This window comes from Pseudomonas sp. MTM4 (assembly GCF_019355055.1).
GTDB lineage: Bacteria > Pseudomonadota > Gammaproteobacteria > Pseudomonadales > Pseudomonadaceae > Stutzerimonas.
Map to the genome: position 1 here is coordinate 2,587,580 of NZ_CP048411.1, position 25,194 is coordinate 2,612,773.

26 protein-coding genes and 1 pseudogene are annotated in these 25,194 nt (G+C 62.2%); 11 read left to right on the top strand and 16 right to left on the bottom strand.

The genetic code is table 11. The features are described from left to right. Positions 1-9 precede the first annotated feature (9 nt). The 4 genes from GYM54_RS11915 to GYM54_RS11930 are packed head-to-tail and all read left to right on the top strand — an operon-like array spanning position 10 to position 3,382. Positions 10-810, top strand: a complete 801-nt coding sequence (locus GYM54_RS11915) for an ABC transporter ATP-binding protein (RefSeq protein WP_197445266.1) — start codon at positions 10-12, stop codon at positions 808-810. Further along, positions 803-1,513: an ABC transporter ATP-binding protein gene (locus tag GYM54_RS11920; protein ID WP_181104774.1), complete on the top strand. Its 711-nt coding sequence runs from the start codon at positions 803-805 to the stop codon at positions 1,511-1,513. The genes GYM54_RS11915 and GYM54_RS11920 overlap by 8 nt, the downstream gene beginning before the upstream one ends. Continuing rightward, entirely contained in the window at positions 1,513-2,400 is an 888-nt protein-coding gene (locus GYM54_RS11925) for a branched-chain amino acid ABC transporter permease (protein ID WP_131651391.1), read from the top strand. Before GYM54_RS11920 ends, GYM54_RS11925 begins: the two co-directional genes overlap by 1 nt. Before the next feature lies 1 nt (position 2,401). Then, positions 2,402-3,382, top strand: coding sequence for a branched-chain amino acid ABC transporter permease (locus GYM54_RS11930; RefSeq protein WP_131651390.1), 981 nt, complete (start codon positions 2,402-2,404; stop codon positions 3,380-3,382). A 1-nt stretch (position 3,383) separates the two neighbouring features. Here the strand turns inward: GYM54_RS11930 and GYM54_RS11935 are convergent, their stop codons facing one another. The 4 genes from GYM54_RS11935 to GYM54_RS11950 all read right to left on the bottom strand — a co-directional run bounded on the left by GYM54_RS11935 (position 3,384) and on the right by GYM54_RS11950 (position 6,740). Beyond that, entirely contained in the window at positions 3,384-4,154 is a 771-nt protein-coding gene (locus GYM54_RS11935; protein ID WP_131651389.1) for a ParA family protein, read from the bottom strand. Positions 4,155-4,245: 91 nt separating this feature from the next. Then, the gene (locus GYM54_RS11940) at positions 4,246-5,040 is read right to left on the bottom strand and encodes a thymidylate synthase (RefSeq protein WP_197445267.1); all 795 of its coding nucleotides are present in this window, start codon (positions 5,038-5,040) and stop codon (positions 4,246-4,248) included. 106 nt (positions 5,041-5,146) lie between these two features. Continuing rightward, positions 5,147-5,947 (bottom strand): prolipoprotein diacylglyceryl transferase, encoded by an 801-nt coding sequence (gene lgt / locus GYM54_RS11945; protein WP_181102975.1) that lies wholly within the window; start codon positions 5,945-5,947, stop codon positions 5,147-5,149. Between the two features lie 10 nt (positions 5,948-5,957). Then, a complete protein-coding gene (locus GYM54_RS11950) occupies positions 5,958-6,740 on the bottom strand; it encodes a sulfite exporter TauE/SafE family protein (RefSeq protein ID WP_181102977.1) in 783 nt (260 codons plus the stop codon). Positions 6,741-6,852: 112 nt separating this feature from the next. Here GYM54_RS11950 and GYM54_RS11955 point away from each other — a divergent pair, with 112 nt between their 5' ends. Further along, complete coding sequence (locus tag GYM54_RS11955; RefSeq protein WP_181102986.1) at positions 6,853-7,611, top strand: NRDE family protein; 759 nt, start codon at positions 6,853-6,855, stop codon at positions 7,609-7,611. A gap of 150 nt (positions 7,612-7,761) precedes the next feature. Here the strand turns inward: GYM54_RS11955 and ptsP are convergent, their stop codons facing one another. Then, complete coding sequence (gene ptsP / locus GYM54_RS11960; protein ID WP_197445268.1) at positions 7,762-10,035, bottom strand: phosphoenolpyruvate--protein phosphotransferase; 2,274 nt, start codon at positions 10,033-10,035, stop codon at positions 7,762-7,764. A 19-nt stretch (positions 10,036-10,054) separates the two neighbouring features. Further along, positions 10,055-10,534 carry an RNA pyrophosphohydrolase gene (locus tag GYM54_RS11965; protein WP_131651383.1) on the bottom strand — a complete coding sequence of 160 codons (480 nt, stop codon included), beginning with the start codon at positions 10,532-10,534 and terminating at the stop codon, positions 10,055-10,057. Positions 10,535-10,713: 179 nt separating this feature from the next. On the opposite strand from GYM54_RS11965, the gene GYM54_RS11970 reads away from it, so the two are divergent. After that, a complete protein-coding gene (locus GYM54_RS11970; protein ID WP_131651382.1) occupies positions 10,714-11,367 on the top strand; it encodes an HAD family phosphatase in 654 nt (217 codons plus the stop codon). On the opposite strand, the pseudogene GYM54_RS11975 reads toward GYM54_RS11970, so the two are convergent. The 4 genes and pseudogenes from GYM54_RS11975 to ilvA form a co-directional block, all read right to left on the bottom strand. Beyond that, positions 11,364-11,830 (bottom strand): annotated as a pseudogene (locus tag GYM54_RS11975) (DUF2269 family protein). The gene GYM54_RS11970 and the pseudogene GYM54_RS11975 sit on opposite strands and share 4 nt — an antisense overlap. Continuing rightward, positions 11,827-13,095 (bottom strand): SDR family oxidoreductase, encoded by a 1,269-nt coding sequence (locus tag GYM54_RS11980; RefSeq protein ID WP_197445269.1) that lies wholly within the window; start codon positions 13,093-13,095, stop codon positions 11,827-11,829. Before GYM54_RS11980 ends, GYM54_RS11975 begins: the two are co-directional and overlap by 4 nt. After that, complete coding sequence (locus GYM54_RS11985) at positions 13,095-13,535, bottom strand: DUF2269 family protein (RefSeq protein ID WP_197445270.1); 441 nt, start codon at positions 13,533-13,535, stop codon at positions 13,095-13,097. The genes GYM54_RS11980 and GYM54_RS11985 overlap by 1 nt, the downstream gene beginning before the upstream one ends. 21 nt (positions 13,536-13,556) lie before the next feature. Continuing rightward, entirely contained in the window at positions 13,557-15,071 is a 1,515-nt protein-coding gene (gene ilvA / locus GYM54_RS11990; protein WP_231752188.1) for a threonine ammonia-lyase, biosynthetic, read from the bottom strand. 170 nt (positions 15,072-15,241) lie between these two features. Between ilvA and rpiA the strand changes: the two genes are divergently transcribed. Then, complete coding sequence (gene rpiA, locus GYM54_RS11995; RefSeq protein WP_131651377.1) at positions 15,242-15,913, top strand: ribose-5-phosphate isomerase RpiA; 672 nt, start codon at positions 15,242-15,244, stop codon at positions 15,911-15,913. A gap of 143 nt (positions 15,914-16,056) precedes the next feature. Here rpiA and GYM54_RS12000 read toward each other — a convergent pair whose 3' ends face one another. The 3 genes from GYM54_RS12000 to GYM54_RS12010 form a co-directional block, all read right to left on the bottom strand. After that, the gene (locus GYM54_RS12000) at positions 16,057-16,971 is read right to left on the bottom strand and encodes an SdiA-regulated domain-containing protein (RefSeq protein WP_197445271.1); all 915 of its coding nucleotides are present in this window, start codon (positions 16,969-16,971) and stop codon (positions 16,057-16,059) included. Positions 16,972-17,076: 105 nt separating this feature from the next. After that, entirely contained in the window at positions 17,077-17,742 is a 666-nt protein-coding gene (locus GYM54_RS12005) for a fumarylacetoacetate hydrolase family protein (RefSeq protein WP_197445272.1), read from the bottom strand. Between the two features lie 71 nt (positions 17,743-17,813). Continuing rightward, positions 17,814-19,208: an FAD-binding oxidoreductase gene (locus GYM54_RS12010; RefSeq protein ID WP_197445373.1), complete on the bottom strand. Its 1,395-nt coding sequence runs from the start codon at positions 19,206-19,208 to the stop codon at positions 17,814-17,816. A gap of 196 nt (positions 19,209-19,404) precedes the next feature. Here GYM54_RS12010 and serA point away from each other — a divergent pair, with 196 nt between their 5' ends. Further along, positions 19,405-20,634, top strand: coding sequence for a phosphoglycerate dehydrogenase (gene serA / locus GYM54_RS12015; RefSeq protein ID WP_197445273.1), 1,230 nt, complete (start codon positions 19,405-19,407; stop codon positions 20,632-20,634). A gap of 57 nt (positions 20,635-20,691) precedes the next feature. On the opposite strand, the gene GYM54_RS12020 is transcribed toward serA, so the two are convergent. From GYM54_RS12020 to GYM54_RS12030, 3 genes are all read right to left on the bottom strand, one after another. Beyond that, on the bottom strand, positions 20,692-20,976 hold the full coding sequence (locus tag GYM54_RS12020) for a hypothetical protein (protein WP_197445274.1): 285 nt from the start codon (positions 20,974-20,976) through the stop codon (positions 20,692-20,694). A 127-nt stretch (positions 20,977-21,103) separates the two neighbouring features. Beyond that, positions 21,104-21,424, bottom strand: a complete 321-nt coding sequence (locus GYM54_RS12025) for a hypothetical protein (RefSeq protein ID WP_197445275.1) — start codon at positions 21,422-21,424, stop codon at positions 21,104-21,106. 203 nt (positions 21,425-21,627) lie between these two features. Continuing rightward, positions 21,628-23,325, bottom strand: coding sequence for an OPT family oligopeptide transporter (locus GYM54_RS12030; protein WP_197445276.1), 1,698 nt, complete (start codon positions 23,323-23,325; stop codon positions 21,628-21,630). Positions 23,326-23,602: 277 nt separating this feature from the next. On the opposite strand from GYM54_RS12030, the gene GYM54_RS12035 reads away from it, so the two are divergent. From GYM54_RS12035 to GYM54_RS12045, 3 genes are all read left to right on the top strand, one after another. Next, positions 23,603-24,187, top strand: coding sequence for a response regulator transcription factor (locus GYM54_RS12035; RefSeq protein ID WP_131651496.1), 585 nt, complete (start codon positions 23,603-23,605; stop codon positions 24,185-24,187). Then, positions 24,175-24,588 (top strand): CsgE family curli-type amyloid fiber assembly protein, encoded by a 414-nt coding sequence (locus tag GYM54_RS12040; protein ID WP_131651371.1) that lies wholly within the window; start codon positions 24,175-24,177, stop codon positions 24,586-24,588. The genes GYM54_RS12035 and GYM54_RS12040 overlap by 13 nt, the downstream gene beginning before the upstream one ends. 110 nt (positions 24,589-24,698) lie before the next feature. Further along, the gene (locus tag GYM54_RS12045; RefSeq protein ID WP_181103008.1) at positions 24,699-25,184 is read left to right on the top strand and encodes a curli production assembly protein CsgB; all 486 of its coding nucleotides are present in this window, start codon (positions 24,699-24,701) and stop codon (positions 25,182-25,184) included. Positions 25,185-25,194 lie beyond the last annotated feature (10 nt).

Sequence of the window (25,194 nt, forward strand, 5' to 3'; positions counted from 1 at the left end):
GCGGCCAGCATGGGCAACGCAGCCGGGGAAGCCGTGGCTTCCCCGGACACTGACGGCCAACCGCGCGTCGTGCTGTCGGCGCGTGGATTGCGCCGCGATTTCGGTGGGTTCGTGGCAGTGAACAACGTCGATCTGGACGTCCATCACGCCCGGGTCCATGCGTTGATCGGCCCCAACGGCGCGGGCAAGACGACGGTATTCAATCTGTTGACCAAGTTTCTGCAGCCATCGAGCGGCAGCATTAGGCTGCTCGACCAGGACATTACTCGCACTGATCCGGCCAAGGTTGCACGTATGGGGCTGGTGCGGTCCTTTCAGATTTCCGCCGTTTTTCCACATCTGAGCGTGCTGGAAAACGTTCGCGTGGCGCTGCAACGGCCCGGCGGATTGGCCACTCAATTCTGGCTGCCGCTGCGCTCGCTGAACCGGCTGAACGAGCGCGCCATGGCGCTGATCGAGTCGGTCGGGCTACAAGATGCCTGCAACAGACCCGCCGCGGATCTTTCCTACGGGCGCAAGCGCGTGCTGGAAATCGCCACCACCCTCGCTCTGGAGCCGAAGGTGCTGCTGCTCGACGAACCCATGGCCGGCATGGGCCACGAGGACGTGCATATCGTGTCCGATCTGATCCGCGAGGTCGCCCGCGACCGCGCCGTACTGATGGTCGAACACAACTTGAAAGTCGTCGCCGATCTCTGCGATCAGGTCACCGTCCTGCAGCGCGGGGAGATTCTCACCTCCGGCGATTACCGTAGCGTGAGCCAGGACCCGCGCGTCCGCGAAGCCTATATGGGGACGGAAGATGAGTGAGGCGACCCCACTGCTGAGCGTTCGCGAACTGAACGCCTGGTATGGCGAAAGCCATGCCCTGCACGGCATCGACCTGGACGTGCATCAGGGCGAGACCGTGACGCTGCTTGGCCGCAACGGCGTCGGCAAGACCACGGCGCTGCGCTCGATCATGGGCATCATCCGCAAGCGCAGCGGGACCATCACCTTCGATGGGCGCGACATGATGCGCGTGCCGCTGCACCGAACCGCTCATACCGGGATGGGCTTCGTGCCGGAAGAACGCGGCATCTTTGCCACCCTGACGGTCGAGGAAAACCTCACCCTGCCGCCGATCATCGCCCAGGGCGGCATGAGCGTCGGCGAAATCTACGAGCTGTTTCCCAATCTCAAGGAGCGCCGCCACAGCGCCGGGACCAAGCTTTCGGGTGGAGAACAACAGATGCTGGCCATTGCGCGAATCCTGCGTACCGGAACCAAGTTGCTGCTGCTCGACGAACCCACCGAAGGCCTGGCGCCGGTGATCGTACAGCGCATCGGCGACGTCCTGCTGACCCTCAAGCAGCGCGGCATGACCATTCTGCTGGTCGAGCAGAACTTCCGTTTCGCCAGCAAAGTCGCCGACCGCTTCTATCTGGTCGATCACGGAAAGATCGTCGATGACTTCCATGTCAGCGAGCTACCGGATCGCATGACGATACTCAACGAAACCCTGGGGGTCTGATGACGGAGATCTTCGGTGTACCCATTCAGGCCTTTCTCGGGCAATTGCTGATCGGGCTGATCAACGGCTCCTTCTACGCCATGCTCAGCCTCGGCCTGGCGATCATCTTCGGCCTGATCAAGGTGATCAACTTCGCCCACGGCGCGCAGTACATGATGGGCGCGTTCGCCGGTTATCTGCTGCTGGCGGTACTGGGCATCGGATACTGGCCGGCGCTGATCCTGGCGCCGCTGATCGTCGGCCTGGTCGGCGCGGCGGTCGAACGGCTGGCGCTATCGCGTCTGTATAATCTCGATCATCTCTACGGCCTGCTGTTTACCTTTGGCCTGGCCCTCGCGCTGGAAGGTGCGTTCCGCTACTACTACGGCTCATCCGGCCAGCCCTACGCGGTGCCGAGCCTGCTGTCGGGCGGCTACAACCTCGGCTTCATGTTTCTGCCCAAGTACCGCGCCTGGGTCGTGCTGGCGTCGTTGCTTATCTGCCTGGGTACCTGGCTGCTGATCGAAAAGACCAAACTCGGCGCCTATCTGCGTGCGGCGACCGAGAACCCGACACTGGTGCGCACCTTCGGCATCAACGTGCCGCTGCTGCTGACCTTCACCTACGGACTGGGCGCCGGACTAGCGGGGCTGGCCGGGATTCTCGCGGCCCCGATCTACCAAGTCAGCCCGTTAATGGGCTCGAATCTGATCATCGTGGTGTTCGCCGTGGTGGTGGTGGGCGGCATGGGCTCGATCCTCGGCGCGATCATCACCGGCTATATGCTCGGCATCCTCGAGGGGCTGACGAAGGTGTTCTATCCCGAGGCGTCCAATATCGTGATCTTCGTGGTCATGGCGATCGTGTTGCTCGTGCGCCCTGCGGGCCTGATGGGAAGGGATGGCTGATATGCAAGCGACCGCAACGTCCGCTGCAAAGCGAAAGCATTGGAATGCCGAGAGGATTCTGATTCTTCTCGGCATCGTCGCGCTGGTACTGGCGCCCCTGTATTTCTACCCCGTGTTCCTGATGAAGGTGATGTGCTTCGCGCTGTTCGCCTGCGCGTTCAACCTGCTGCTCGGCTACACCGGCATTCTCTCGTTCGGCCACGCCGCATTCTTCGGCGGCGCCGCCTATTTCACCGCCCACGCGGTCAAGGAATGGGGCCTGACGCCAGAACTGGGCATTCTGGTCGGCGTGGTCGGCGCCGCGTTTCTGGGCTTGGTGATCGGCTTTCTGGCGATCCGCAGGCAAGGCATCTACTCGACGATGATCACGCTGGCGCTGTCGCAGATGTTCTTCTTCTTTTGCCTGCAGGCGCCCTTCACCCACGGCGAAGATGGCATCCAGGGCGTTCCTCGCGGCCACCTGTTCGGGCTGATCGACCTGAAAGAGCCGCTGAGCATGTACTTCTTCGTGCTGACGGTATTTCTGCTCGGGTTGTTGGCGATCTGGCGCATCATCAACTCGCCCTACGGCATGATCCTCAAATCGATTCGTGAGAACGAAAACCGCGCCATTTCCCTCGGCTATTCGGTGTCCCGCTACAAGCTCGGCGCCTTCGTCATGTCGGCGGCGCTGGCGGGGCTGGCCGGCGGGTTGAAGGCGCTGGTGTTCCAGTTCGCCACCCTGACCGACGTCAGCTGGCAGATGTCCGGTGAAGTGGTACTGATGACGCTGCTTGGCGGCATTGGCACGCTGGTCGGTCCGGTGTTCGGCGCCGCGCTGGTGACTACGCTGGGCAACTACTTCGCCACCTCCGAGCTGCCGGTCACGCTGGTGACCGGGATCATCTTCATGGTCTGCGTGCTGATCTTCCGCCGCGGCATCATCGGCGAGCTGTATGCCTCTCGATTGGGACGCAAGATCGAAGGCTCGCGCGACGAGTGAATCAGTGGCCTTCCAGATGCGCGTGCAGCGCGACGAACTGCTGGGTCAGCTTGTGCCGCGGATCGAAATGAATCAGCGGCACGCAGACCTGATGCGACTCACGCATCCGCACCGAACTCATCAGATGCACCGGTAGCACGGGCAAGCCGTCGGCCAACAGCTCGTCGATCATCTGCTGCGGCAGCGCCGCCCTCGGCTGAAACTGATTGACTACGATGCCCTCGACTTCCAGCCCTTCGTTATGGTCTTCCTGTAAATCCTCGATTTCGTCGAGCAGGCTGTACAGCGCCTGGCGAGAAAAGCTGTCGCAGTCGAACGGAATCAGGCAACGGTCCGCCGCAATCAATGCCGATACCGTGAAAAAATTGAGGGCCGGCGGCGTGTCGATATAGATCCGCTCGTATTCTTCGGAGAGGCTTTCCAGCAGCTTTCTCAGCTTGTTGATCTTGTGCTTGGCTTCGAGCTTCGGTTGCAGATCCGCCAGTTCGGCCGTGGCGCCGACCAGATGCAGATTATCGAAGCGGGTCTCGCTGATCGGCGGTCGCGCCTTCTTTCCCGCCGCGCCGCCGGCCAATATCTGTTTGAAGTAGTCGGCGATGCCGGTGGGCAGATCGTCCCCTGCCAATCCGCTGAGGTAATGACTGGAGTTGGCCTGGGCATCGAGGTCCACCAGCAAGGTGCGATAGCCCTCGGCCGCGCTCACCGCCGCGAGATTGCAGGCAATGCTGGACTTACCGACACCGCCTTTCTGATTGAACACTACCCTGCGCATGCCCGACCTCCCGGAACACAATCGGTCGAGTCTATAGCGCAAATGTGACAGTCAGGTTATCGCCCAGGAAGAACCCGACCAAAGTCCGATATCAAACCGCCACGGGCGCTTTGATGTGCGGATGCGCTTCATAGCCGACCAGCTCGAAATCCTCGAAACGGAAGGCGAACAGGTCCTTGACCTCGGGATTGAGCTTCATCGTCGGCAGCGGCAGCGGCTCACGCGTCAGCTGCAGATCGGCCTGCTCCAGATGATTGGCGTACAGATGGCAATCGCCGCCGCTCCAGATGAACTCGCCCGGCTGCAGATTGCAGACCTGCGCCACCATCAGCGTCAGCAGTGCGTAACTGGCGATGTTAAAGGGCACGCCGAGGAAGATGTCTGCCGAGCGCTGGTACAGCTGGCAGCTGAGCTTGCCGTCGGCGACATAGAACTGGAACAGCGCATGACACGGCGGCAGTGCCATTTGGTCGACCAGCGCCGGGTTCCAGGCCGATACGATCAGCCGGCGGGAGTCTGGATTGCTCTTGATCATCTCGATCAGCTTGGCGATCTGATCGACCGACTCCCCATTGGGCGCCGGCCAGTTACGCCACTGATAGCCGTAGACCGGCCCGAGTTCGCCATTCTCGTCGGCCCATTCGTCCCAGATGCGCACGCCGTTTTCCTGCAGATAGCGCACGTTGGTATCACCCTGCAGGAACCACAGCAGCTCATGAATGATGGATTTTAGGTGGCATTTCTTGGTGGTCACCAGCGGGAAACCGTCGGCCAGGTCGAAGCGCATCTGATGGCCGAACACGCTGTAAGTGCCGGTGCCGGTGCGATCGCTCTTGAAAGTGCCGTTCTCGCGCACATGGCGCATCAGGTCGAGATACTGTTTCATCGATGGGCTCGAAGCGGGCGCCGAGGCGCGGTGAAAGGAAACCTGTGAATAGTAAGAGCCGGCGCCCGGCTTGTCTTGCGCTTGGCGACAAGCCGGGCGTATGGCGTCAGGCCGACGCCTTGGCCGGCTCGTGGCGGTAGCCCCTGGCGATCATGCCAAGGCCGATCAGCACCATCGGCACGCACAATACCTGCCCCATGGTCAGCCAGCCGAAGGCCAGGTAGCCGAGTTGGGCATCGGGCACCCGCACGAATTCGACGATGAAGCGGAAGATGCCATAGCACACCGCGAACAACCCGGACACCGCCATGGTTGGCCTCGGCTTGCTCGAATAAATCCAGAGAATGACGAACAGCGCCACGCCTTCCAGTGCGAATTGGTAGAGCTGCGAGGGGTGCCGCGCGAGTTGCTGCGGATCGGTGGGGAACACCATCGCCCAGGGCACATCCGTCGCCTTGCCCCACAACTCCGCATTGATGAAGTTGCCGATGCGTCCGGCGCCCAGACCGATGGGTACGAACGGCGCGATGAAATCCATCAGTTCGAAGAAGCTCTTGCCGTTACGCCGCGCGAAGATCCAGGTGCACAGCAACACGCCGATCAGGCCGCCATGGAACGACATGCCGCCCTTCCAGACCTGCAGGATCAAACTCGGGTCGTTGAGGTAGGCAGCCAGATCGTAGAACAGCACGTAGCCCAGCCGCCCGCCGACGATCACGCCCATGGCGACCCAGAAGACAAGATCGGAAAGCTTGTCCTTGTTCCAGCTGGGTTCGAAGCGGTGCAACCGGCGCGACGCGAGCAGCCAGGCGCCGCCAATGCCGATCAGGTACATCAGGCCGTACCAGTGAATCTGCAGCGGTCCGAGCGAGACAGCTACTGGGTCTATCTGCGGATAAGGCAACATCCGGGTTTCCTCAGATCAAGAAGTTGATACCAACGCAAAGCAGCAACAGCGCAAACAGGCGCCTGAGCATCGGCGCCGACAGCCGATGCGCCAGCTGCGCACCGATGCGGGCGAAGAACATGCTGGTTATCGCGATACCCACCATTGCCGGCAGATAGACGAAACCGAAGCTCCATTCCGGTAGATGCGCATCCTGCCAGCCGACCACTACAAAACTCAACGCGCCGACGAGGGCGATGGGTAAACCGCAGGCCGCGGACGTCGCGACGGCTTGCTGCATCGGCACGCTGCGCCAGCTGAGGAAGGGCACTGTCAGTGAGCCCCCGCCAATCCCGAAGATCGCCGAAGCCCAGCCAACCACCACCCCCGCCAGCGTCAGCCCAGGCTTGCCGGGCACGCCACCGCTGGCCTTGGGCTGCAACGAGAAGGCCATCTGGATCGCCATGGCTATGGCGAACACGCCGATGATTTTTTGCAACATCGGCCCTTGAATCGAGGCGGCAGTAACGCTGCCCAACGCAGCGCCGAGCAGGATGCCGAAGGTCATCCACAGCACCACCGGCCATTGCACCGCGCCCCTGCGGTGGTGGGCCAGGATCGAATTCAGCGAAGTGAAGATGATCGTCGCCAGCGATGTGCCGACGGCCAGATGGGTCAGTATCTGCGGATCGAAACCTTGCAGGGTAAAGCTGAACACCAGCACCGGGACGATGATCATCCCGCCACCAACACCGAACAGTCCGGCCAGCACACCAGCGAATCCGCCAAGCAGCAGATAAAGCACGAACTCCATCGGACCGTCCTAAAAAACAAAGCGGCATGGTAGCTGAAAAGCTGGAACAGGTTGCCGATCCGGGCTGCTTGGCTTCAAGCTTATGGCTTCAAGCTTTCAGCTGAGCAAACCTATGTGCCTGATCGTATTCGCCTGGCGCCCGACCCATGCGCTACCGCTGATCGTCGCGGCCAACCGTGACGAGTTTCATGCGCGCCCCAGCCAGCCTCTGGGCTATTGGGACGACGCGCCGCACATCGTCGCGGGGCGAGATCTGCAGGCCGGCGGTACCTGGATGGGCGTAGGGCCTGCTGGTCGTTTCGCCGCGCTGACGAATATTCGGGCGCCTGGCTCACCTCTCGGAACACGTTCACGGGGCGAGTTGCCGGAGCGCTTTCTACTCGGCCAGCTGTCGCCAGAGGCTTATCTAATCGAGCTGGCCGGCAACCTGCAGCACTATTCCGGATTCAATCTGTTGGTAGGCGACGCGCATCAACTCTGGTATCTCAATTCGCACACCGGAATACCGGAACAGCTGTCCGCCGGCGTTTACGGATTATCCAACGCGGCATTGAACACCCCCTGGCCGAAACTAGTGCGGGCCCGCTCGGCACTACATGAGTGCCTGGGAGCACCGAAAGCGGATGATCTGCTCCGGCTGTTGAGCGACGCGCAGCTTGCCGCAGACGCCGACCTGCCCAACACCGGCGTGCCGTACGAATGGGAAAAGAGGCTGTCCAGCGTGTTCATCGCCAGCGCCGATTACGGAACCCGCGCAAGCACCGCACTGCTTCGCCGCGCCGATGGCTCGGCGGAGATCATCGAGCGCCGCTTCGGCCCAGCCGGTGCGCTAGGCGAGAGCCACATCAGTCTCCCGTCATTGCTGGGCTAGGGTCTGAAGTTCGTTCAAGAGCTGGCGAATGAATTTCGTACAAGGGCCAGGCGCCGAGACGAGTCATAGCAGGACTAAGGCGAGGCTCGGTTACGCAATCCGGCGGTAAAAGCGCCGGCAGATTGAACAGCCAACCCCCTGATTCAGGACCTAGATCGCCGCCGACGGGTTGACCATGCGATCCAGGCCAAGGTTACGCAGGGTCAGCTGCACCGTGGCGTGAATCACCTGCGGGCTGTCCATCACCATCACCTTGGCCAGCAGCTCGCGAGCCATGGATGAACTGATCTGGCGCAGCAGCCACTTCACTTTCGGCAGGTTGGTGGCGTTCATCGATAGGCTGTCGAAACCCATCGCCAGCAGCAGGATGGCAGCACCGGGATCACCGGCCATCTCGCCACAGATGCTCACCGGCTTGCCCTCGTCGTGAGCCTCGCGAACGATGCGCTGCAACGCCTCGAGTACCGCCGGATGCAGATAATCGTAGAGATCGGCGACGCGCGGATTGTTGCGGTCGACCGCCAGCAGATACTGCGTCAGGTCATTCGAACCCACCGAAAGGAAATCCACCTGGCGCGCCAGCTCGCGCGTCAGATAGACAGCCGCCGGCACTTCGATCATCACGCCTATCGGCGGCATCTCGACGTCCGTGCCTTCATCCCGCACTTCGCCCCAGGCACGGTGGATCAGGTGCAGGGCTTCTTCCAGCTCGTGAGTGCCGGAAATCATCGGCAGCAGAATGCGCAGGTTGTTCAACCCGGCACTGGCCTTGAGCATCGCGCGGGTCTGCAGCAGGAAGATCTCGGGGTGATCCAGCGTGACGCGGATGCCGCGCCAGCCGAGGAAAGGATTCTCTTCTTTGATCGGGAAATACGGCAGGCTTTTGTCGCCCCCGATATCCAGGGTGCGCATGGTGACCGGCAGCGGATGGAAGGCCTCCAGCTGCTCGCGATAGATCGCCATCTGCTCCTTTTCGCTGGGGAAGCGCTCCTTGATCATGAAGGGCACTTCGGTGCGATACAGGCCGACGCCTTCGGCGCCGCGTTCTTGCGCACGCACCACGTCGGCCAGCAGACCGGTATTGACCCACAACGGAATGCGCACGCCATCGGTGGTTTCGCAGGGCAACTCGCGCAGGATGTCCAGACCTTCGGAGAGCTGGCGCTCCTGCTCGGCGAGGACGAGGTATTGTTCGCGCAGCACCTTGGCCGGGTTGGTGATGATTTCGCCGCGCGTACCGTCGATGATCAGCTCGATGCCATCGACCTTCGAATACGGCAGGTCTACCGCTCCCATCACCGTGGGAATGCCCATGGCACGCGCCAGGATGGCGACATGGGAGTTGCTCGAACCCAGCACCGACACCATGCCCGCCAGCTTGCCTTCCGGCACTTCGCCGAGCATGGCCGGGGACAGCTCCTCGCTGACCAGGATCGTTTTGTCCGGGTAGGTCAGGGTCTGCTGGCGTGCCTGCTGCAGATAGCTGAGCAGACGCCGGCCGATATCCTTGACGTCCGAGGCACGCTCGCGCAGATAGGCATCGTCCATCATCTCGAAACGTGCGACATGATCACCGACCACCTGGCGCAAGGCCCCCTGAGCCCATTGGCCGGTGCGGATGACCTTGGTTACCTCGCCGCCGAGAGCGGAGTCGTCGAGCATCATCAGGTAAACGTCGAACAGCGCGCGCTCTTCTTTGCGCATCTGCGTGGCGAGTTTCTCCGACAGCGCACGCATATCGGCGCGTACCGCCTCGAGCGCGGTTTCGAACAGTTCGAGCTCGGCCGGAACGTTATTGATCGTCTTGTCCGGCACCACGTCCAGATCGGCCGGTGGCAGCACCACCACCGCTGTTCCCACGGCCGCGCCCGGCGCACCTGGAATGCCGATGAAGCGGGTTTCCTGAATGCCCTTGCCCTGCCGACCGAGGCCACGAATCGAGCCGGTCGCCTCGGCATGGGCGATGACGCCCGCAAGCTGCGCGCTCATGGTCACGAGGAAGGCTTCTTCGCCCTCGTCGAACAGGCGCCGTTCCTTCTGCTGAATGACTAGCACGCCCATCACCCGCCGATGGTGGATGATCGGCGCACCGAGGAACGAGGCGTAGCGCTCCTCTCCGGTTTCGGCGAAATAGCGGTAGCGGGGATGCTCGGAGGCGTGTTCGAGATTGAGCGGTTCCTCACGGGTACCGACCAGACCGACCAGGCCCTCGTTCGGGGCCATGCTGACCTTGCCGATGGCTTTCTTGTTCAGGCCCTCGGTGGCCATCAGGACGAAACGGCCAGACTCGGGGTCGAGCAGATAGACCGAGCAGACCTGGCTGCCCATGGCCTCACGAACTCTCAGCACGATAATGCCCAATGCCGCCTTGAGGTCCTTGGCGGCATTCACTTCCTGGACAATCTTGCGCAGCGTGCCGAGCATGCTCAGAGGCTTTCTCCCGTCAGTCCCGCGCCATCAGGCGCGGGGCGAGTTCTTTTAAGGCGCGACGATAAACCTCGCGCTTGAAGGTAACGACCTGGCCCAGTGGGTACCAGTAGCTAACCCAGCGCCAGCCATCGAATTCGGGTTTGCCGGTCAGATCCATGCGCACCCGGTCCTCGGCGCCGGTCAGGCGCAGCAGAAACCACTTCTGCTTTTGTCCTATGCACAGCGGCTGGCTATGAGTACGCACCAGGCGTTGCGGCAGACGATAACGCAGCCAGCCTCGCGTGCAGGCGAGGATCTTCACGTCCTGCTGTTCCAGCCCGACTTCTTCGTTAAGTTCGCGGTAAAGCGCCTCTTCCGGCGTCTCGCGCGGATTGATACCGCCCTGCGGAAATTGCCAGGCGTCCTGATTAATCCGCCGGGCCCACAACACCTGCCCGTCATCATTGGTCAGGATGATGCCGACATTGGGGCGAAAACCATCGGAGTCGATCACGGCATACAACCTCGCAAACGCATGTCGCGGCATTGTTCCACAAAAAGACGATAAGCAGAAAGCGCGCTGAGCATGCCGATCATCAACCGTCTCCGGGGTCCGTTCGACGCCTTGCAGGTGCCATGCGCCGGGCAATCCCGCTATGCTTCGCGTCCCTTCATCGCTCCGAGGAACGCAGCGTGCGCCTGGCTCTATTCGATCTCGACAACACCCTGCTGGCCGGTGACAGCGACCATGCCTGGGGCGAATTCCTCTGCCAGCGCAACCTGGTCGACGCTACCGATTATCGGGCCCGCAACGATGCCTTCTATCAGGATTATCTGGCCGGCGAGCTGGACGTACTGGCGTATCAGAACTTCTGCCAGGAGCTGCTGGGGCGCAGCGAGATGGCGCAGCTGGAGCAGTGGCACGGCGAGTTCATGCGCGACCATATCGAACCCATCGTGCTGGCCAAGGGCGAGGCACTGGTGCGTCAGCATCACGAGGCTGGCGATCGGGTGGTGATCATCACCGCCACCAACCGCTTCATCACCGGGCCGATCGCCAAGCGCCTGGGCGTCGATACGCTACTGGCCACCGAATGCGAGATGGCCGACGGTCGCTATACCGGTCGCCTCACCGATGTGCCCTGTTTTCAGGAAGGCAAGGTCACGCGGATCGAGCGCTGGCTGGAGGAAAACGACCAGAGCCTGGATGACGCTTACTTCTATAGCGACTCGCGCAACGACCTGCCGCTGCTCGAGCGGGTCAGCCATCCGGTTGCGGTCGATCCCGATCCAACCCTGCGTGAGATCGCGCAGCAGCGCGGCTGGGGCATTATCAGCCTGCGCTAGGCACCCTTGCCCACCATCAGGTAGAAGATCACGACGAACGAGATGAACGCCGGCCAGCCGAGGGCGAACCACCAGCGCATGTAACGGAACGCCTCGGCGGGCAACGGCGTGCCGTCGCGCAGTGCCTGCTCAGCCAGCTTGTGCACGCGGATCTGCAGCCACACCACCGGCAGCCAGCAGGCACCGGCCAGTAAATAGAGCGCAATGCTCCACATCAGCCAGGGCTGGCTCAGGTCGAGCCTGCCAGATGCACCAATGCCAATCCGCTGACCGGCTGGATGACCGCCGTAGTCGCGGTGAATGCCCAGTCGGCGAACACCAGATGGCGAAAGGTCACGGCGATCACCTCGACCTTCCCACTACGCCAGGCGCGCCAACTGTAGTAAGCCGACCCCAGCCCGGTGCCGAACAGCACCGTCGAGGACAAGATGTGCAGCGTCTTCAGCAACAGATACAGGCTCATCGTCGTTTCTCCGATACTGGCTCGGTCCACAGCAGCCACAAGGTAGCGACCAGCAGCACCATATTCTTGGCCACCGCGCCGAACGGATCGAACCAGTAATGTGGCAGCCATAGGCTGATGATCAGCATGTAACCAAGCATCAATGCCAGCTGCGCACGCAGGGCGTGACGGCGCCAGCACCGCAGCAACAGACCAACCCCGAGCGCGGCGTCGGCCAGCGCACCGGCGATCACCGCGGCGGCGGCCTGCCAGCCCTGCACGCCGATCTCGGCCATGATGCGCAGTCCCCAGTCGTAGCCCGGGCCGAGGCAGACCAGCGCGGTGCCCAGCCAGATCAGCACTAGCGTCGCGAGCAGCAACGGACGCAACGCCATGGCCACGCTCTGTTCGCGTCGAGGCCAGTCGATCAGCCGGCTCGCCAACGGCGCCGCTGCGCAGCCACAAATAGTTTTCATCGCATCCAACGGAGCGAGGTTGTCGCGTTGAGCCAGTATCAACGTCTGCCAATTGAGCGCGCGCCAACCCAGCCGATCACCGAGCCGTGCGCCCAAGCCGATAAGCACTGCCGGCACCTGGACATAGCGCGCCGGATGCCAGCCCTGGGCGGCACGCAGCCGATCGACCAACTGCGGCACGGTCATCGTTTCAGGGCCCACCAGCGGCACGATGCAAGGCTGCTCCGGCCACTGGCGCAGCAATCCAAGCACCGCCGCGACAAGATCATCTATATGTAGCGGCTGCGCCCGCGCCTGGGTATCCAGCAACGGAATCAGCGGCCAGGGCGAAAGACGACTCAGCCAGCCGCTGCTCGCCCCGCCCTCGCCAAGCACCAGCGATGGACGCAGCACCACGGCGGGCACTCGCAATGAGAGAAGGTAGTCGTCGGCAGCGGCCTTGCTGGCCAGAAAAGGCACATCCCGCTGCTCTCCCGCACCCAGCGCGGACAGCTGAAGAATGCGCGCGCCGTTACGTACCGCAAGATCGAACAGCGCACGTACGCCACGATCCTGCACTTCGCTAAGGTGATGCGCGTCAGCGCTGAGTACGCCGCTGGCGTTGATGAGCAGGTCAATACCGCCCGGCCAGTCGAAATGGTCAGGCTGGCTGGACAGATTGGCGAGCTCCAGCGGCAGCCAGCGCACCCCGGGGAGTTCGGTGCCCTGCCCCAAACGCGAAGTCGCGAACAGCTGATGGCCTTCGGCATGCAACGCCCGCAGCAGATGCCGACCAATGAAGCCCCCGGCACCCACCAGCAGGATGCGCATCAGACCGGCTTGGCCCCCATCAGGCCCATGATGGCGATCAGAATCAGCAGAATCAGGCCGGCATATATCAGCGCAAAACGCGGAAGCGACGCTGGTGCCGGCGTATCACCCAGCCCCTGCCAGGCCCGCAGACGACCGCTGAGCAACAACCCGAGCGGCACCAGCAGCAAAAACAGCACCGAGCTGGCGAGCAACCACAGCTGACCGAGCGGAAAGCCGGCCAAATGCGCCAGCCACCAGCCGGTCACAGGCAACGACAACGCCATTACTGCAAGCAACGGCAGCGACATCAGGCGCGTTCTTCGCAGCTTCTGCTGCAGTACCGCCGAGTCGGCACGCCGCCAGGCCTTCCACAGCATTGCGATGTGGGCAATCAGACCGAGCGTCAGAATGATCGCCAGCGCGGCGTGCACGATATTCAGCAGTTGATAATGTTCCATGGATCCTCGCGGTACGGCTGGTCAGCCGAGAAATAGCTGATAGGCCGGGTTGTCCGTCTCGTCCCAGTAGCGATAGCCGATCTTGTCCAGCGCGGCCGGCAGCAGGTGGCGCTCGTCGGCTGGCACTTGCATACCCGCCACCACGCGACCATCCGCCGCGCCGTGGTTGCGATAATGGAACATCGAAATATTCCAGCGCCCACCCAGGTTATTGAGGAAGTTGAACAGCGCACCCGGCCGCTCCGGAAATTCGAAGCGAAACACCACCTCGTCGCTGACGCCGGACGCATGCCCGCCCACCATGTGACGCGTGTGCAGCTTGGCCAGTTCATTGTCGGTGAGATCGAGCACCGGAAAGCCCTTGGCCCGCAGCCCTTCGACCAGCGCCGCGCGCGGATCGTGTTCCGGATGCGTCTGCACGCCAACGAAAATGTGCGCCTCGCGATCCTGGTGATAGCGGTAATTGAACTCGGTGATCTGACGCTTGCCGAGGGCCTCGCAGAACGCTTTGAAGCTGCCCGGCTGCTCGGGGATGGTCACGGCGATGATCGCCTCGCGCTTCTCGCCCAGCTCGGCGCGTTCGGCGACGTGCCGCAAGCGGTCGAAGTTGACGTTGGCACCCGAATCGACACCCACCAGCACCTGCTTGGTTACGCTATCGCGCTCGACGTACTTTTTGATCCCAGCCACCGCGAGGGCGCCCGCCGGCTCGGTGATCGAGCGGGTGTCATCGTAAATGTCCTTGATCGCCGCGCAGATCTCATCGGTGCTGACGGTGATCACCTCGTCGACATAATCTTTGCAAACCTCGAAGCAGTGCTCGCCGATCTGGGCCACCGCGACACCATCGGCGAACAGCCCCACCTGCGACAGCACCACGCGCTCGCCCGCCGCCATCGCCTGTTGCAAGCAATTGGAATCGTCCGGTTCGACACCGATGACCTTGGTTTCCGGTCGCAGGTATTTGATGTAAGCCGCCACGCCGGCGATCAGACCGCCGCCACCCACCGGCACGAACACCGCATCGAGCGGGCCCTGATGCTGGCGGAGAATTTCCATCGCCACGGTGCCCTGTCCGGCGATCACGTGCGGATCGTCATAGGGATGGATATAGACGTAGCCCTTCTCTTCAACCAGCTTCAGCGAGTAGGCCAGCGCCTCGGGAAACGCATCGCCATGCAGCACCACTTTGCCGCCACGGGCGCGCACGCCCTGTACCTTGAGCTCCGGCGTAGTGCGCGGCATGACGATGGTCGCCTTGATCCCCAGTTCACGCGCGGCCAGCGCTAGCCCCTGGGCATGGTTGCCGGCCGAGGCGGTGACCACGCCACGCGCTAGCTCTTCGGGCGACAGCTGCGCCAGCTTGTTATAGGCGCCGCGAATCTTGAAGGAAAACACCGGCTGCAGATCCTCGCGCTTAAGCAGAATCTGATTACCGAGCCGCTCGGAAAGCTGACGAGCGGGCTGCAACGGAGTTTCGACGGCGACGTCATAGACGCGCGAGGTGAGGATCTTTTTGACGTACTGTTCGAGCATGATGAGCATCTTGGCGGGCATTGCGGGGCCAACGAGTCTACCCCGCACAAAACCCGCCGACCACCGACAATCGGCACGCAAAACGCCATTACAACCCCACCGAACAAGACCCGCCGTCACGGCCTCGCTATACTTTTGCGCCTCGCCCCTCCCGACCGGACGCATACGTCATGAACCAGGATCAACTCAAGCAGGCCGTCGCCCAGGCCGCCGTCGACCTCATCGTTCCGCAGCTCAACGACCGCAGCATCATTGGTGTCGGCACCGGCTCGACCGCCAACTTCTTCATCGACCTGCTGGCCAAACACAAGGGTTTCTTCGATGGTGCCGTGGCCAGCTCGCAGGCAACTGCCGAACGCCTGAAAGGCCACGGCATCCCGGTCTACGACCTCAACTCGGTCGCCGAGCTGGAGTTCTATGTCGACGGCGCCGACGAGGCCAACGACCACCTGGAATTGATCAAGGGCGGCGGTGCGGCCCTAACTCGCGAGAAAATCGTCGCGGCGGTGGCGCGGACCTTCATCTGCATCGCCGATGGCAGCAAGCGGGTCGAGCGCCTCGGCGAGTTCCCGCTGCCGGTGGAAGTCATCCCCATGGCACGCAGCCATGTGGCACGCGAACTGGTCAAGCTGGGCGGCGACCCGGTCTATCGTGATGGCGTGGTGACCGACAACGGCAACGTCATCCTCGACGTGCACAACCTGATGATCGGCTTCGCGCCGGATGTCGAAGCGCAGATCAACAACATCGTCGGCGTGGTAACCAACGGCCTGTTCGCCGCGCGCCCGGCGGACGTTCTGTTGCTGGGAACCAAGGATGGGGTGAAGACGCTCAAGCGCTGAAGCCCAAGGCTGGATGACGGTTCCTCACGCTCCTAACCGAGGACGCTCTGCGTCCCTGCGACGCGGAGCGTCGCGAACTGCGCCCCCACGCAGCGCATGGGAGCGATCGAGCATTAGCTTCAGGCTTCAGAGCTCCGACGCTCCTACCGCCCCTTGCGCTTGAACACATAAAACCGATTCGGCTCGCCCACCACGTAGATGGTGCCTTGCGCATCCATGGCCACGCCTTCGGCCTGACCGATGCCATCAACCAGGCCGTTGAGCCCGCCGAACAGGCTGATGAAGCTGCGTGGTCGACCCAGCAGATCCAGCTCGACCAGCAAGCGCGATTCATCGGAAAGCATCAGGGTATGGCCTGTGCGCGGGTCAATGGCCACCGACGAAATGTCGCGTACCAGCAAATCCTGCCCCGGTAGGGCTTCGAGCGCACCGGCAGCGCCGTCTTCGCCGGGAAATGGCAGTTCGAACAAGCCTTGCGGGTCACGCTCCTTGGCTAGCAGCATGCGCTGGGTTAGCGGATTCCAGGCCAACCCCTCGAAGCCCTTGTTCCCGGCGTCAGCGAAACCCAGGTCATAGACGGCAAGATCCTCGAGGTCCAGGCTCTCCACGCCTGGAGCCAACCGGAACACCGCCACCAGCCGGCGGCGCTCGTCGACGATAGCCAATCGTCCGTCGTCCAGCGCTTCAACCGCTTCGGGATCGGAAAAGCCTGTCAGCCGGATGCGTCGCAGCACCACACCACCGGTTGTGAATTCCACCAGCTGCGGGTTCTGTCCGGTAACGGTGAACAGCGTGCCGGTCGCGGGACTCCAGGTCAGGCCCGAGGTTTCGTCTTGCTCCAGGCCGGCCAGGGTGGTTTCCAGCACCAGCTCGTAATCAGGCAGCCAGATGCTCGCCGCACGTTGCCCGGCATCCGTGGTTTGTTCCTGCCAGTAAAGCTTCAACTGATCGTCCCAGTGCAGCAGCAAGCCAGCGATGACTATTCCGAAAACAGTGAAACCCAGCAGCAGATAAAGAGACAGGCGCAGACGGGAACGGCGTGAGGATTTGGCGGGCATGAACGGACCGACACAAGAACGAGGCGCCGGATTACAGCACGAGCCAGGAAGGTGGCGATATGGAAAATGTGGCCGGACGCTGTGCACGCATCCGGCCGGACGGAATCAGAGCACGCGGCTCTCGAAGCGAGACAACCCGACGAGCTCGAGCACCAATTGATCGCCCTGGTTCAGCGGGCCGACGCCCGCCGGTGTGCCGGTCAGCACCACGTCGCCCGGTTGCAGGCTGAAATGCCCGGCGATGTGTTGCAGCAGCGGCAGGACGGCATTGAGCATCTGGCTGCTGCTACCGTCCTGGCGCACTTCGCCGTTGATGCTCAGGCGAATACCAATGTCGGTCAGATCCTGTACCGCATCGCCCGGCACGAACGGCGCCAGCACGCAGGCACCGTCGAAGCTTTTGGCGATCTCCCAGGGGTGGCCCTTTTCCTTGAGCTTCGCCTGCACGTCGCGCAGGGTCAGGTCCAGCGCCGGAGCGAAGCCGGAGATGGCATCGCGGACCTCTTCCTCGTTGGGCTTGCGCGACAGCGGCTTGCCGATCAGCACCGCGATTTCCGCTTCGTAATGCACCGCGCCGCGGTCGCTCGGGATGCTGAAACCGCCTTCCAGCGGCACCGTGCAACTGCCGGCCTTGATGAACAGCAACGGCTCGGTGGGCACCGGGTTGTTCAGTTCCTTGGCATGCTCGGCGTAGTTGCGGCCGATGCAAACCACCTTGCCCAGCGAGTAATGAATCGGCGTGCCGTCGGTGTACTGGTGTTTGTAAGTCATGGGAGATCCTTTTTGATCCGTAGGGCGGGTGCTAGCCGCCGATGCCCTTGGCGGGTTACACCCGCCCTACTTCAAACCGCGAATATCTTGCCGGGGTTCATGATGCTGTTCGGATCGAACGCCGCCTTGATCGCCTTCATATAAGCGATTTCTGCCGGCGAACGGCTGTATTCCAGGTAGTCGCGCTTGGTCATGCCGACGCCATGTTCGGCGGAAATCGAACCGTTGTACTTCTCGACCGTCTCGAATACCCACTTGTTGACCGAAGCGCACTTGTCGAAAAACTCGTCTTTGGACAGCGCTTCGGGCTTGAGGATGTTCAAGTGCAGGTTGCCGTCGCCGATGTGACCGTACCAGAGCACTTCGAAATCCGGATAGTTGCCGGTAACGATGGCATCGATGTCGGCAAGGAAGGCCGGCACTTTGGAAACGGTGACCGAGATGTCGTTCTTGTACGGCGTCCAGTGGCTGATGGTCTCGGAGATGTATTCGCGCAGCTTCCAAAGGTTCTGCAGCTGCTGTTCGCTCTGGCTCATCACGCCGTCGAGCACCCAGCCCTCATTGACGCAATGCTCGAACGTCGCCAGCGCCTGCTCGGCGCGCGCTTCGGTGGTGGCCTCGAATTCGAGCAGCGCGTAGAAGGGTGCGCGGGTCTCGAAGGGCGCCGGGATATCGCCGCGGCCGAGAATCTTGTCCAGGCACTTGTCGGAGAAGAATTCGAAGGCTGTCAGGTCCAGCTTGTCCTGGAAGGCGTGCAGCACCGGCATGATCGAATCGAAGTCCGGCGTGCCGAGGACCATGGCGGTGAGGTTGGTCGGCTGGCGCTCCAGGCGCATGGTCGCCTCGACGACGAAGCCCAGGGTGCCTTCGGCGCCGATGAACAGCTGGCGCAGGTCATAGCCGGTGGCGTTCTTGATCAGGTCCTTGTTCAGTTCCAGCAGGTCGCCCTTGCCGGTGACGACCTTGAGCCCGGCCACCCAGTTGCGGGTCATACCGTAGCGGATCACCTTGATGCCGCCGGCGTTGGTGCCGATGTTGCCGCCGATCTGGCTGGAGCCGGCCGAAGCGAAATCCACCGGGTAGTACAGGCCCTTGTCCTCGGCAAACTGCTGCAGCTGCGCGGTGATCACGCCCGGCTGGCAGACCACGGTGCGGTCCATTTCGTCGAACGACAGGATCTGGTTCATGTAATCGAAGGAGACCACCACCTCGCCGTTGGCCGCCACGGCCGCTGCGGATAGCCCGGTGCGCCCCCCCGACGGCACCAGCGCGACCTTGCGCTCATTGGCCCAGCGCACGATGGCTTGCACCTGCTCGACGGTCTTCGGAAAAACGATGGCCGAGGGCGCCGGGGCGAAATGCTTGGTCCAGTCCTTGCCATAGGTAGCAAGCGAATCGGCGTCGATCAGCACCTTGCCGGGCTCGACCAGGGTCTTCAGCTCATCGATCAGGGCAGCATCGGTCATCATGTGAACTCTCATTCGATTCATGGTCACCCTGAGCACGCTTCAGCTCAGGATATGGGTGTTTCGAGGGGGCCGTATGCTAGCATACGAGCCCCTTTAAGACGTGCCTCGGCAGACTTCCGACACCGCCAATACCGGGTCGGCCAGCCCTCGCTGGACACTTCAGTTATCCCTCGGCCTTAAGGTTTTAACGCAGATGAGCCAGACCTCTCTCGACAAGAGCAAGATCAAGTTCCTTCTCCTCGAAGGCGTGCACCAGAACGCTGTCGACACTCTCAAGGCCGCAGGCTACTCCAATATCGAGTACCTCAAGACCGCGCTGTCCGAGAGCGAGCTGAAGGAAAAGATCGCGGACGCCCACTTCATCGGCATTCGCTCGCGCACCCAGCTCACCGAAGAGGTCTTCGACTGCGCCAAGAAGCTGATCGCCGTTGGCTGCTTCTGCATCGGCACCAACCAGGTCGACCTCAATGCCGCCCGCGAGCGCGGTATCGCGGTGTTCAACGCACCTTATTCCAACACCCGCTCGGTGGCCGAACTGGTACTGGCCCAGGCCATCCTGCTGCTGCGCGGCATTCCCGAGAAGAACGCCTCCTGCCATCGCGGCGGCTGGATCAAGTCGGCGGCCAACTCCTTCGAAATCCGCGGCAAGAAGCTGGGCATCATCGGCTACGGCTCGATCGGCACGCAGCTGTCGGTACTCGCCGAAAGCCTGGGCATGCAGGTGTACTTCTATGACGTCGTGACCAAGCTGCCATTGGGCAATGCGACCCAGATCGGCTCGCTGTACGAGCTGTTGGGCATGTGCGACATCGTCTCGCTGCACGTGCCGGAGCTGCCCTCCACCCAGTGGATGATCGGCGAGAAGGAAATCCGCGCCATGAAGAAGGGCGGCATCCTGATCAATGCCGCGCGCGGTACCGTGGTCGAACTGGATCACCTGGCCGCTGCGATCAAGGACGAGCATCTGATCGGCGCTGCGATCGACGTGTTCCCGGTTGAACCCAAGTCCAATGACGAAGAGTTCGAAAGCCCGCTACGTGGCCTGGACCGCGTCATCCTCACGCCGCACATCGGTGGTTCCACTGCCGAAGCCCAGGCGAATATCGGCCTGGAAGTGGCGGAGAAGCTGGTCAAGTACAGCGACAACGGTACATCCGTGTCTTCGGTCAACTTCCCTGAGGTGGCGCTGCCGTCGCACCCGGGCAAGCATCGCCTGCTGCACATCCACCGGAACATCCCGGGCGTGATGAGCGAGATCAACAAGGTCTTCGCCGACAACGGCATCAACATCTGCGGTCAGTTCCTGCAGACCAACGAGAAGGTCGGCTACGTGGTGATCGACGTAGACAAGGAATATTCCGACCTGGCCCTGGAAAAACTCCAGCACGTCAACGGCACCATCCGCAGCCGCGTACTGTTCTAAGCGGACAGCGAGTGAATAATCAGGGAGGCTGCGGCCTCCCTTTTTTGTGTGTAGCGTTCAGCTCGTCGGCGTGGAGCCGGTGTCGGCTCCGCGCCGCTCGGGATCCGATTGGGGCCGCTGTTCGATCGGCTCGACCGGCGGTATTTGCGGCGGCGCTTCGAGCGTCGGCGGTCGCGGCATGGATTCGCTTTCATCTGGCCGCTCGATGACATTCTGCCGAGGTTCGCGATTGTCCAGCGGGTGTTCGCGGCTTTTCTCCGGCAGCGTCGGGCCGGTGCCGGTCGCCACAGCTGTGGACGCCAACCCCAGGGTTGCTAGAAACAACGCAATACGCAGGTCCATGGCTCGCTCCTGAAAATGGCAGCTCGGCGCCTCGCGCGACAGCGGTTCAACGAAACATAGGCGTCAGCACTGCTCGAACAAAAAAGCCCCAGCCGGAGGCCGGGGCTTTCATCTGGTTGCGGCCAAATCAGTTACCCGCACCGCCGGTACCGCCTGTGCCTGTGCCGGTTCCAGCACCTGCGCCGCCACCAGTGCCTGTGCCTGTGCCTGTGGTATCACCGACGCCGGTACCAGTGCCAGCACCGGCTCCTCCTTCAGTGCCCATTCCGGTGCCGGTACCCGTACCGGTGGTCATTCCAGGACGGGTGTCATCAGTCATTGTTCCATCCATCGATTCATTCATGCTTTCGTCGCGGGTGGTGCCGTCATGATCAGCATTACCTGCCGCGAAAACAGCCGTGGACATCAAACCGGCCAGGGTCAAAGCCGCTAATTTTTTCGTTTGCATGTGCACTCTCCTTTTTGAGGCGTTACCTCTATTCGAGCACCCGCTAGGCATAGGGGTTGCGCCGGGCGCATTACAAATTCTTTCCGGCGGCGCAAAGGTGCGAGCTAGCGCCCTCGCTGCTGACAACCATTCGTCAGTCATTCAATGGCGTTACCGTTGATCGGCGTTGCGATAACACCATCATCGGCAAACGCAGCTCCGCATCAGCTCAGCAATTGCGCCAAGGAGATGCCGATTCCGGCCATGCTCTCGCCCGCCACCAGCCCGGCTGCCGCGACGATGACAAACCGTTCGGCGAGACTCCCCCAGCGCGCCGCGAACAACCAGGCCAGCAGCGCGCCAAACGCCATCATCAGCGAAATCGAGGCCGGGATGATGAATGCCAGACCCAGCGCCGCGGAACTCGGCAGCCAGCGCAGACGCCAGGCCGGCAGTGATCCTTCCAGCGTGCCCAGCAGCACGCCGGCAAGCGCACCGCATAAAATCGCCCAGCGAATGTCGCTGCCGATCGAGCTCAATCCCGCCGTCAGTGCCTCGGCTACCGCCTTCCAGGTGGCGACGGCCGGTGCGGGCCATTCAGCCGTGATCAGCATCGTCTGCGGATCGGGGATCAGCACCTGATAGACCAACACCCCCACCAGGCTGCCCATCAGGATTCCCAAGCACTGCGCGATCGCCTGCCGCGGCGGCGCCGCACCGATGACGTGGCCCACTTTGAAGTCGTTGAGCAGGTCAGTGCATTGCCCCGCCGCGCCGCCGGCAGTGTTGGCGCTCATCAGATTGATCGCCGCCTGGCCGGGCGCAATCACAGCGAAGCTCAGCTGAGACAGCTGCCCGATGGCGCCGATCGGCGGGATGCCGGTGGCGCCGACTACCCGCGCCGCCACCATTGCCAGCAACAACGCCAGGGGAATCGATAATGCAGCCATGAGCACATGAATGCCAAACAGCGAAATCTGCAGCGCGACGACCAACCCCGCCGCCACTACCAGCCCGAGCAGCGGCAGCGCAGCCGGCCGACGTAGCCGCAGACGGCGCTCCGAATCCCGGCGCGCGCGCAGCAGACGCAGCCCGAGCGAGGTCAGCGTGGCGCAGACCATCAGGCTGACCCCCGGCCACAACAGCCACTCGATCAGCAACGCGAATTGCGGCCCGCTGGCATCCGCAGGCATCGCCACCAAGCCTTCCGCGACCAACCACGGCGCGAGCATTCCCCAAGCAATCACCGCGCCGAGCAGCAACGACAGGCCGACGCGCAACCCTATGATTCCGCCGAACCCCACCAGCAACAGCGATGGTTCCAGACTGAAGGTCAGGCGCTCCAGCTGTCCACTCGGCGCCCAGCGCGGCAAGGTCCACAACAGGCTGTCCAGCAGCTTGACCGCGGCCGCCAGCGCTGCCGCCGAACCCAGCACCAGCAGACGCCGAGCCGCTTCGGCTCCATGGCTGTAGATCTGCTGCATGGTCGCCAGCGTCGCCATGCCTTCGGGAAAGCGCAGCTGTGCCTCGACTATCAGAGACGGTCGCAGATACCAGGCGACCCAGATACCGAGAAAGCTGACCGAGAACACCCAGGCCATCAGCGGCAGAGTTTCGAATTGCTGGCCGGTCATCAGGGTATAAGCCGGGATCGGCGCCACCAGGCCACTGGAAATGATCGAGGCCGCGGACGACGCGGTGGTCTGGTTGATATTGCTCTCGTGCAATGTCCAGGCGGGCCGACCCAGCATCCTCGACAGGCTCTGCCAGAAGGCGAAGCCAACCAGCAACGCGATGATCGACATGTTGAACGACCAGCCGATCTTCAATCCCGAATAGATATTCGAAGGCGTCAGCACGGCACCTAGCAGCAAGCCGGTGAGCAATGCGCGGAATGTGAGTTCACGTGTGGGTCCGCTCATGCCGACTCCATCCTATGGGTGATTGACTCACCTTAGTCAATTCAACCCATTGGCCGTTTCCTTAACCGTCCGTCGGGTTGTCGTCATCCGGACGCAGATGCCAGCCTAATCCCCACCTGAACGCTGAACTTCGGCATTTTCGGCCGGTCGTTTAGTAACTTTTCATCGGCAGCATAACGGCCCATACCAAGGATCGAACATGGACGACGCGGACCTCACCCACCTGGAAGCCCATCAGCCTACCGTCACCCTGCTTACCGGCAATGAGCTTTTGGGATTGTTTTTCAAGCATTTTCTCGGTGAGCAGGCCCAGCTGGACGTATCGCTTAACCGGCTCGAAGAGGTTTCCAGAGGCGCCAGCGATCTCTATCTGGTCGACGCGGGCAACAGCCAGACCGAACAACTTTCGACACTCATCGATCAGCTCGACGAGCAAACCCCCGTTGCGCTGGTGAACATCGCTGCGGAACAGGCCGAACAGCTCGTCGACAAGCACCCCGGCATTCGTGGCGTGTTCTACAGCCACGCCACGCGTGAGCACCTGCTCGATGGCATCCAGGTATTGCTCGATGGCGGCGACTGGCTACCGCGGGTCCTGACCGAGCGCCTGCTCAGCCAGTGGCGACGCATGCGCCAGATGGCCGGTAGCAAACCGTCATTGACCTTGCGCGAGCGCGAGATTCTCAGCCTGGCGGGCAAAGGGCTGTCCAATGCCGAGATAGCCGAACAGCTGTGCCTGAGCCCACATACCATCAAGAGCCATATTCACAACCTGTTGCGCAAGATTGGCGCCTCCAACCGTGCCGAGGCGGCATTCCTATTACGTGGCCGGCTGGACTGGTCCGAGTCATGTCACGCCTGACACTCGGCCTGCTGCTGTGCTGCCTGCTCGGCCCGTTGCAGGCAGAGGAGCAGCAAGCGGCCCAAGCTAGGAGCGAGGCGGAACTGAGCGGGTTGATCATCGACAACACCATCTCCCGCTTCGGCCATGACTTTCACCGGTATCTGAGTTTCCAGCTGCAGGACGCCGAAGAGCTGGAAAACGACCTGGTCGTTCGGGAGCGCCCCTCGGCGCGCTGGGGCAGCCTGGTCTGGGTGGAATATGGGCCGCGTACCGTCTATCGCCGGTTTCTACAACCGAACATGACCGAAATCGAGGCGATTGCAGAGGACGCTGCGCGGGTAATCCTCGAGGACATCAGCCGCAGCAAGCTGCAAAACCTGCTTCAGGACACCTTCGACATGGATCGGGACGAACTATGAAAGGGATTAATCCGCACCGCACGTCGCCGCCGACCCTTTTTGCACCGTTCGATGGATGTTCAGCCCCGCTCCGCCAATCAAGAATCCGAGCACTATTTCGAGGTGCCTGCATGGAACGTCTAGCGCTTGTTCGTCGCGGCTTGTTCGCCGCCCTCCTGCTGACTGCCAACATCCCCCTTCACGCCGCCGATCTGATGGACAACGCCGACTTGGCCGTCGGTTCGTTGAGCCTGAGCAATCCGACGGCGCTTGATCCACAGCTGATCGATGGCCAGACCGCGCACGTGCTGCAGCAAGGTAGCGACAACCTGGCCGATCTCAACCAGCTCGGCGAGAGCCAGCTGTCCAGCATCGTTCAGCAAGGCAGCGACCAGCAGGCCTTCATTCTCCAGCAGGGCGAAAACCAGCTCGCCACCATCCTTCAGATCGGCCAAGGCAACATGGCTGACATCAGCCAGATCGGCAGCGACAACCAGGCCGCGATCGCCCAGGTGGGCTCCGACAACAATGCCAGCATCGAACAGCTCGGCAGCGGCCTGAGCAGTAGCGTCATTCAATACGGAAGCGGGCAGCGCGTTCAGATCGTCCAACACTAATAACAATTGA

Coding starts and splice junctions, on each gene's coding strand:
- GYM54_RS11915 (WP_197445266.1), top strand. CDS start 10: ATGGGCAACGCAGCCGGGGAAGCCGTGGCTTCCCCGGACACTGACGGC.
- GYM54_RS11920 (WP_181104774.1), top strand. CDS start 803: ATGAGTGAGGCGACCCCACTGCTGAGCGTTCGCGAACTGAACGCCTGG.
- GYM54_RS11925 (WP_131651391.1), top strand. CDS start 1,513: ATGACGGAGATCTTCGGTGTACCCATTCAGGCCTTTCTCGGGCAATTG.
- GYM54_RS11930 (WP_131651390.1), top strand. CDS start 2,402: ATGCAAGCGACCGCAACGTCCGCTGCAAAGCGAAAGCATTGGAATGCC.
- GYM54_RS11935 (WP_131651389.1), bottom strand. CDS start 4,154: ATGCGCAGGGTAGTGTTCAATCAGAAAGGCGGTGTCGGTAAGTCCAGC.
- GYM54_RS11940 (WP_197445267.1), bottom strand. CDS start 5,040: ATGAAACAGTATCTCGACCTGATGCGCCATGTGCGCGAGAACGGCACT.
- lgt (WP_181102975.1), bottom strand. CDS start 5,947: ATGTTGCCTTATCCGCAGATAGACCCAGTAGCTGTCTCGCTCGGACCG.
- GYM54_RS11950 (WP_181102977.1), bottom strand. CDS start 6,740: ATGGAGTTCGTGCTTTATCTGCTGCTTGGCGGATTCGCTGGTGTGCTG.
- GYM54_RS11955 (WP_181102986.1), top strand. CDS start 6,853: ATGTGCCTGATCGTATTCGCCTGGCGCCCGACCCATGCGCTACCGCTG.
- ptsP (WP_197445268.1), bottom strand. CDS start 10,035: ATGCTCGGCACGCTGCGCAAGATTGTCCAGGAAGTGAATGCCGCCAAG.
- GYM54_RS11980 (WP_197445269.1), bottom strand. CDS start 13,095: ATGCGCATCCTGCTGGTGGGTGCCGGGGGCTTCATTGGTCGGCATCTG.
- GYM54_RS11985 (WP_197445270.1), bottom strand. CDS start 13,535: ATGGAACATTATCAACTGCTGAATATCGTGCACGCCGCGCTGGCGATC.
- ilvA (WP_231752188.1), bottom strand. CDS start 15,071: ATGCTCGAACAGTACGTCAAAAAGATCCTCACCTCGCGCGTCTATGAC.
- rpiA (WP_131651377.1), top strand. CDS start 15,242: ATGAACCAGGATCAACTCAAGCAGGCCGTCGCCCAGGCCGCCGTCGAC.
- GYM54_RS12000 (WP_197445271.1), bottom strand. CDS start 16,971: ATGCCCGCCAAATCCTCACGCCGTTCCCGTCTGCGCCTGTCTCTTTAT.
- GYM54_RS12005 (WP_197445272.1), bottom strand. CDS start 17,742: ATGACTTACAAACACCAGTACACCGACGGCACGCCGATTCATTACTCG.
- GYM54_RS12010 (WP_197445373.1), bottom strand. CDS start 19,208: ATGACCGATGCTGCCCTGATCGATGAGCTGAAGACCCTGGTCGAGCCC.
- serA (WP_197445273.1), top strand. CDS start 19,405: ATGAGCCAGACCTCTCTCGACAAGAGCAAGATCAAGTTCCTTCTCCTC.
- GYM54_RS12020 (WP_197445274.1), bottom strand. CDS start 20,976: ATGGACCTGCGTATTGCGTTGTTTCTAGCAACCCTGGGGTTGGCGTCC.
- GYM54_RS12025 (WP_197445275.1), bottom strand. CDS start 21,424: ATGCAAACGAAAAAATTAGCGGCTTTGACCCTGGCCGGTTTGATGTCC.
- GYM54_RS12030 (WP_197445276.1), bottom strand. CDS start 23,325: ATGAGCGGACCCACACGTGAACTCACATTCCGCGCATTGCTCACCGGC.
- GYM54_RS12040 (WP_131651371.1), top strand. CDS start 24,175: ATGTCACGCCTGACACTCGGCCTGCTGCTGTGCTGCCTGCTCGGCCCG.
- GYM54_RS12045 (WP_181103008.1), top strand. CDS start 24,699: ATGGAACGTCTAGCGCTTGTTCGTCGCGGCTTGTTCGCCGCCCTCCTG.